The following is a 6170-nucleotide window of genomic DNA, read 5'->3' as shown; positions in this document are numbered from 1 at the left end:
GGCACCGGGTGCTCCGGGTCCGCGGGGTGCGCGGGGTGCGCAGCGCTCGCGCGGCGCTCGCGCCAGGCGGCGTAGTCCTCGGTGGCGCTCAGCAGGGCGCCGGCCACCCAGGCGGCGACCACGGCGTCGTCGAGCAGGCCCAGCAGCGGCAGCAGGGCCTCGGGCAGCGCGTCCACCGGCGAGACCAGGTAGACCAGCCCGGCGGCGGCGCCGGCCAGGCGCGACCGGCCGGGACCGCGGTAGCGGCCGCCGGCGCTGTCGGCGACCATCGCCGGCAGCGAGCGGGCGCGGGCGGCCAGACCCGGGGTGCCGGGGCCGGTGCCCGAGCGCGCGGTGCGCCACAGCACCGCCAGCGCGGAGCGTCGCCGCTGCACCACCGGGACCGGGCCGGGCTTCACCGCAGCTCGCCGGTGCCCTCCGCGCCCGCGGCGCCGGCGGTCGGCGGCAGGGCGTGCTCGGCGTGCTTGGCGATGCGGCGCAGCATCAGGGCGTCGGCGCCGGCGCCGACGGCACCGCCGACGAGGGGCACCGCGCGGCTGCTGATGCGCACCAGGCCGCCGGTGCCCAGGCGGGCGAGCAGCCGGAAGCCGACGCCCTTGTTGACGAGCATGAGCACGGCCGGGGGCCAGCGCCGGGTGGCCAGGGAGGCCAGGCGCCCGCCGATGTTCAGGCTGGGCAGGCCGGCGGACTTCAGCACGTCGGTGGCGTCGGCGCCCACCAGGGTCAGCAGCACCGCGCTGCGCACCTCGGGCCGGGTGGTGTCGTAGCCGCGCAGCTCGGCCACGGCCGCGACGGCGCGGGTGGCCAGCACGTAGAAGCCGACGACGTTGGCGGGCAGCGCGACGGGCAGGGTGAGCAGGCCGCCCACGCCGGTGGCGAAGCCGCTGGCGGCCACCAGGCGGGTGTGCCGGCGCACGACCGCGTGCACCGCGGACTCGGTGGTGGGGTGCTCGGCGCGCGCGCGGCGCGCCACCTCGGCGGCCCCGTCGAAGGGTCCCCTGCCGTCGATGCCGACGGACAGCAGGCGCTGCACGAGGGCCGCGGCGCGCGAGTCGTCGGCACCTCCCGCCCCGGTCGCGTCGACGTCCCGCTGAGCGTCGCGGCGTGCCACTGGTCCCGTCCCTCCTCCGGCCGGCCGGACGTGGCCGGGCCGTCCGGGAACGCTAACCGCCGCGCGCTCGCGGCGCGCGGCGGGCGCGGGCGGTGCGGGTGGGCAGTGCCGTCGGGCGGTGCCGTCGGGCGGTGCCGGCGGGCGGTGCCGTCGGGCGGTGCCGGCGGGCGGCGTCAGCGGGCGGTGTCCTGCTCGCGCAGGTAGGCGGCGACCTCGTCCACGCCGGCGACGGCGTAGCGGCGGCGCGCCCACGGGCGCGGCAGGCCACCGGCGGCGGCGGCCGGCGGCCGGTCGGCCACCGGCATGCGGGAGGGGTCCAGCGGGCCGCGGCGGCGCGCGCGGCGGTCCAGGACGAGGGGGACGAGGAACACGGCGAGCAGGGCGACCTGCAGGAACGCGAACATGCCCTGTACCTCGGCACGCGGGGCCGCGGACTTCAGCGCCCGGCCGGGTGCGCCCGCGCGGGTGGCGGCGGGCGCGCTGCGCGGCTGGTTGGATCGGCGGGTGCCCCGCTCGCCCCGCCCCCGCCCGCAGCCGCGGCGCACCGCCGCCCGGCGCCCGGACCCGGTGGAGGGCGAGGCGCTCATCAGCACCGGCACGGTGCGCCTGGAGCGCGACCGCGACGACCCCGACGGCTGGCTGGTGCTGGTCAACGGCGTGCCCAGCTCCTACGTGGACCTGGCCGACCCCGAGCACCTGGTGTTCGAGTACCAGCAGTGGACGGCGGCCGTGCTGGACGCGGTGCACCCGCCGGGGCCGCTGCGGGTGGTGCACCTGGGCGGGGCGGGGTGCGCCTTCCCGCGGTACGTGGCCGCCACCCGGCCCGGGTCGCGGCAGCTGGTGCTGGAGGTCGACGAGCGCCTGGTGGAGCTGGTGCGCCGCAGCTTCGGCGCCAGCGCCTCGGCCGGCTTCCGGCTGAAGGTGGCCGAGGCGCGCGCGGGCGTGGCGGCGCTGCCGGACGCCAGCCAGGACGCGCTGGTGCGCGACGCGTTCGTGCACGACGCGGTGCCCTCGCACCTGGTGACCGTGGAGTTCCTGCGCGACGTGGCGCGGGTGCTGGCCCCGGGCGGGGTGTGGGTGGCCAACCTCGCCGACCGCCCGCCGATGCCGCACGCGCGCGCGGAGCTGGCCACGGCCGCGGAGGTCTTCGCGCACGTGGCGGTGCTGGCCGAGCCGGGGGTCTTCCGGGGCCGCCGGTACGGCAACGCGCTGCTGGTCGCCTCGCAGGAGGAGCTGCCCGAGCGGGCGCTGGTGCGGGCGCTGTCCGGCGGGGCGGCGCCGGCGCGGCTGGTGGCCGGCGAGGAGGCGCGGCACTTCCGGGCGGGTGCGGGCGTTGTCACGGACGCGGCCGTGGCCGCGCTGAGCCGCGGCGCGCCCGCGGGGTCGTCCCCGGCCGGGCCCGGGACGACCGCCCAGACGACCGCCCAGACGACGCGCACGGAGGAACCCGACGCATGAGCCTGACGCTGCAGACCGCGAGCACGACCGCCGGGGGCGGCCAGACCGGCGGCCTGACGGGCTTCGTGCTCGACACGGTGGCCTCGCTGGGCGCGCCGGGGGTGGGGGCGCTGAGCTTCCTGGAGGTGGTCTTCCCGCCGATCCCCAGCGAGGTCGTGCTGCCGCTGGCCGGCTACCAGGTGCAGCAGGGCGTGCTGCAGCTCTTCCCCGTGGTGGCGCTGTCGGTGCTGGGTGCCTTCCTCGGCTCGCTGGTCCTGTACTGGGTGGGCAGGGTGATCGGCCTGCGCCGGGCCGCCGCGATCGCCGAGCGGATCCCGCTCATGGACGCCGACGACGTGCACAGGTCCGCGGAGTGGTTCTCCCGCCACGAGGGCGCGGCGGTGTTCACCGGCCGCTTCATCCCCGGCGTGCGCAGCCTGATCTCGCTGCCGGCGGGCGCGGCGGGCATGCGGCTGTGGAAGTTCTCGCTGCTGACGGTGCTGGGCTCGGGCCTGTGGAACGGGCTGCTCATCGGCCTGGGCATGGCGCTGGGCACGCAGTACCAGCTGGTCGAGGAGTACGGGCACTACCTGGACTACGCGTTCTACGCGGCGATCGCGGCGGTGCTGGCGTGGGCGGTGCTGCGGCGGGTGCGGCGCGTGCGCGGGCAGCGGCGCGGTGGCGCTGCGGTGGACGCCCGGCAGCCGGGGGGCGAACGGCAGCGGGAGGGCTGAGGGCGCCCGCACCGCGCGGGGACTTGCGCACCGGCGCCCGGGCGCGGTGGGATCGGCGCCACGACGCCGGCGGTGGGTCCCGTCCGGGCGCGGGGAGGCCGACCGTGACCACCGAGGTGTCCCGCACGCCGGAGGTGCCCCGCGCGCCGGAGGTGCCCCGGGCGGGTGCGCTGCCGCTGCGCGAGCGGGTGGGCGCAGGGCGGCGCCCGGCGCGCCTGACCTCCCAGCTGCTCGCGGCGCGCGCGGCGTACGTGCTGCGCGGCAACGACCTGGGCACGATGACCTCGGCGGCGCCGCGGCTGTACCCGCACATGTGGAGCTGGGACGCGGCGTTCGTGGCGGTGGGGCTGGCGCGGCTGTCGGTGCCGCGCGCGATCCTCGAGCTGGACACGCTGCTGGGTGCGCAGTGGGGCAACGGGATGATCCCGCACATCGTGTTCAACCCGGACTCCACCGGCTACTTCCCCGGCCCGGAGCGGTGGGGTTGCCACCTGGGGGTGCCGGGGGCGCCGCCGTACCCGGCGACGTCGGGGATCTGCCAGCCGCCGGTGCACGCCATCGCGATGCAGCGCGTCGTGGAGGCCTCCCGGCGCCAGGGCCGCTCCGACCGGCAGGCGGCCGGGGAGTTCGTGGACCGGGCGTGGCGGCCGCTGGTGGCCTGGCACCGCTGGCTGGCCACCGCGCGCGACCCGCAGGGGCGCGGGCGGGTGGTGCTGCACCACGGCTGGGAGTCGGGCATGGACAACTCACCGCGCTGGGACGGGCCGTACTCGCGCGTGGTGGTGGGCGCGGACCTGCCGCCGTACCAGCGCCGGGACACCCTGGTGGTCACCGACGCCTCGATGCGGCCCAGCGACCGCGAGTACGACCGCTACCTGTGGCTGATCGAGGAGATGCGCCGCGTGGGCTACGACGACGCGCTGGTGCACGAGCGCGTCAGCTTCGCGGTGGAGGACGTGCTCGTCTCGGCGCTGCTGGCGGTGGCCTGCGACGTGCTGGCGGACCTGGGCGAGGAGCGCGGGCAGCCGGCCGCGGACGTGGCCGAGCTGCGCGCGTGGGCGCGGCGCTGCCGCGCGGGGGTGGTGGAGTCGGTGGACCCGGTCACGGGCCTGGCGCGCGACCGGGACGTGCGCACCGGCGAGTGGCTGTCCACCGAGACGGTGGCGGGCTTCGCGCCGCTGCTGTGCGGCGGGCTGCCGCGCGCGCGGGAGTCGGCGCTGCTGGAGGCGTTCGAGGGTGAGCGCTGGTGCGGGCACCCGCAGCTGGCGGCGGCGGTGCCGCCGTCGACGTCGCCGGCCTCGGGGGCGTTCCGCCCGCGCGAGTACTGGCGCGGCCCGCAGTGGCCGGTGATCGCCTGGCTGTTCCACTGGTCCTTCGCCCGGCGCGGCTGGGCGGAGCGGGCCGCGGTGCTGCGCGAGGAGGGGCTGCGCCTGGTGGGCGCGGGCGACTTCGCGGAGTACTACGACCCGCTCAACGGCGAGCCGCTGGGCAGCATGCAGCAGTCCTGGACGGCGGCGGCCGTCCTGGACTGGCTGTGCTGACCCGTCCCGCCCCGCGGGTCAGTCCGCGGGCCCGGCGCCCTGGTGCTGGCGCGCGCGGCGGGCGGCGAGGTCGCGGCGCAGCGCCTCGCGCATGCGCGGCACCACGACGCCCTGGCGGGCCATCAGCTCGCGGGTGCGCCGGCGGCTGACGAGGATGCCGGCCACGCCGACCGCCCACAGGGGGAACTGCACGGCGAAGGCGACGCGGAAGGCGTCCAGGGAGTAGGTGCCGGGGCTGCCGGCGCCCTGCAGGTCCAGGACGACGCCGACGACGAGCACGAGCACGACGGTGGCGGCGAAGCCCATGACGTTGGTCAGGCCGGTGGCGCCGCCCAGGCGGTGCGCGGGGTTGGACGTGCGGGCGTAGTCGAAGCCGATCATCGAGCCGGGCACGCCGGTGGCGATGACCACGACGAGCAGCGCCAGCAGCGGCAGCGGCGCGGGCCCGGGCAGGGCGAGCACGAGGGCCCACACCGCCGCCTGCGCGCCGACCACGCTCAGCACGATCCAGGAGCGGCGCAGCGGGTGCCGGGCCACCAGGGCGCCCATCAGCGGGCCGGTGCCGGCGGCGGTGACGGTGTAGAGGGTCAGCAGCGCCCCGGCGGTGCCGGTGCTCAGGCCCTGCCCGGAGACGAGGAACGGGTAGCCCCACAGGGTGGCGAAGGCGTTGCCGGCGAAGGGGGTGGCCCAGTGCGACCACAGGCCCAGGCGGGTGCCGGGCTGGCGCAGCGACTCGCGCAGGTCGGCGGCGACCTGCCGGGCGGTGCGGGCGCTGCGCGGGTTCGGCGCCCCCGGCGGCACGTCGCGCAGGACGAGGACGGCCAGGACGGCGGCCAGGACGGTGAAGGCGGCGGTGCCGGCGTAGGCGGGCGCCCAGCCGGGCCCGTGCAGCAGGGCGACCAGGGGCACGAAGCTGAACACCTGCCCGAGCTGGCCGAAGAGGCCCACGAGCTGGGTCATCACGGGCACCCGGTGCGGGGGGAACCAGTTGGTCACCACGCGCAGCACGGAGGTGAAGGTGGCGGCGTCGCCGGCGCCGACGAGGACGCGGGCGAGCACGGCCTGCCAGGTCTGCGTGCTCAGCGCCAGCACGAGCTGGCCGGCGCCCATGGCGGCGGCGCCCAGGACGACCAGGCGGCGGGGCCCCCAGCGGTCGATGAGCACGCCGACGGGCACCTGCAGGGCGGCGTAGACGAGGAACTGCAGCACGGCGAAGCTGGACAGCGTCCCGGCGCCGATGCCGTAGCGCTCCTGCGCCTCCAGCCCGGCGGCGGCCAGGGAGGTGCGGTTGGCGACGGTGACGACGTAGGCCAGGGCGCCGACCGCGAGCGCTGGCTGGAGCTCGTG

7 protein-coding genes are annotated in these 6170 nt (G+C 78.2%); 3 read left to right on the top strand and 4 right to left on the bottom strand.

Going from position 1 to position 6170, the window contains the following annotated elements; translation table 11 throughout:
- The 3 genes from GTR00_RS11920 to GTR00_RS11910 form a co-directional block, all read right to left on the bottom strand.
- On the bottom strand, positions 1-398 hold a 398-nt coding region (locus GTR00_RS11920), incomplete at its 3' end, for a DUF1232 domain-containing protein (protein ID WP_205705629.1).
- Complete coding sequence (locus tag GTR00_RS11915) at positions 395-1111, bottom strand: EcsC family protein (protein ID WP_166611839.1); 717 nt, start codon at positions 1109-1111, stop codon at positions 395-397. The genes GTR00_RS11920 and GTR00_RS11915, both read right to left, overlap by 4 nt.
- A gap of 173 nt (positions 1112-1284) precedes the next feature.
- Positions 1285-1515 carry a hypothetical protein gene (locus GTR00_RS11910; RefSeq protein ID WP_166611838.1) on the bottom strand — a complete coding sequence of 77 codons (231 nt, stop codon included), beginning with the start codon at positions 1513-1515 and terminating at the stop codon, positions 1285-1287.
- Positions 1516-1615: 100 nt separating this feature from the next.
- On the opposite strand from GTR00_RS11910, the gene GTR00_RS11905 reads away from it, so the two are divergent.
- The 3 genes from GTR00_RS11905 (at position 1616) to ggh (ending at position 4823) form a co-directional block, all read left to right on the top strand.
- Positions 1616-2569 (top strand): spermidine synthase, encoded by a 954-nt coding sequence (locus GTR00_RS11905; RefSeq protein ID WP_166611837.1) that lies wholly within the window; start codon positions 1616-1618, stop codon positions 2567-2569.
- Positions 2566-3282 (top strand): DedA family protein, encoded by a 717-nt coding sequence (locus tag GTR00_RS11900; protein WP_166611836.1) that lies wholly within the window; start codon positions 2566-2568, stop codon positions 3280-3282. The genes GTR00_RS11905 and GTR00_RS11900 overlap by 4 nt, the downstream gene beginning before the upstream one ends.
- 215 nt (positions 3283-3497) lie before the next feature.
- On the top strand, positions 3498-4823 hold the full coding sequence (gene ggh, locus GTR00_RS11895; protein ID WP_166611841.1) for a glucosylglycerate hydrolase: 1326 nt from the start codon (positions 3498-3500) through the stop codon (positions 4821-4823).
- A gap of 18 nt (positions 4824-4841) precedes the next feature.
- Here ggh and GTR00_RS11890 read toward each other — a convergent pair whose 3' ends face one another.
- On the bottom strand, positions 4842-6137 hold the full coding sequence (locus GTR00_RS11890; RefSeq protein WP_166611840.1) for an MFS transporter: 1296 nt from the start codon (positions 6135-6137) through the stop codon (positions 4842-4844).
- Positions 6138-6170: the final 33 nt, after the last annotated feature.

Origin of the sequence: Kineococcus indalonis, from assembly GCF_009906395.1 — a bacterium.
GTDB classification, from domain to species: domain Bacteria; phylum Actinomycetota; class Actinomycetes; order Actinomycetales; family Kineococcaceae; genus Kineococcus; species Kineococcus indalonis.
This window is presented reverse-complemented; position numbering and strand designations above follow the sequence as displayed.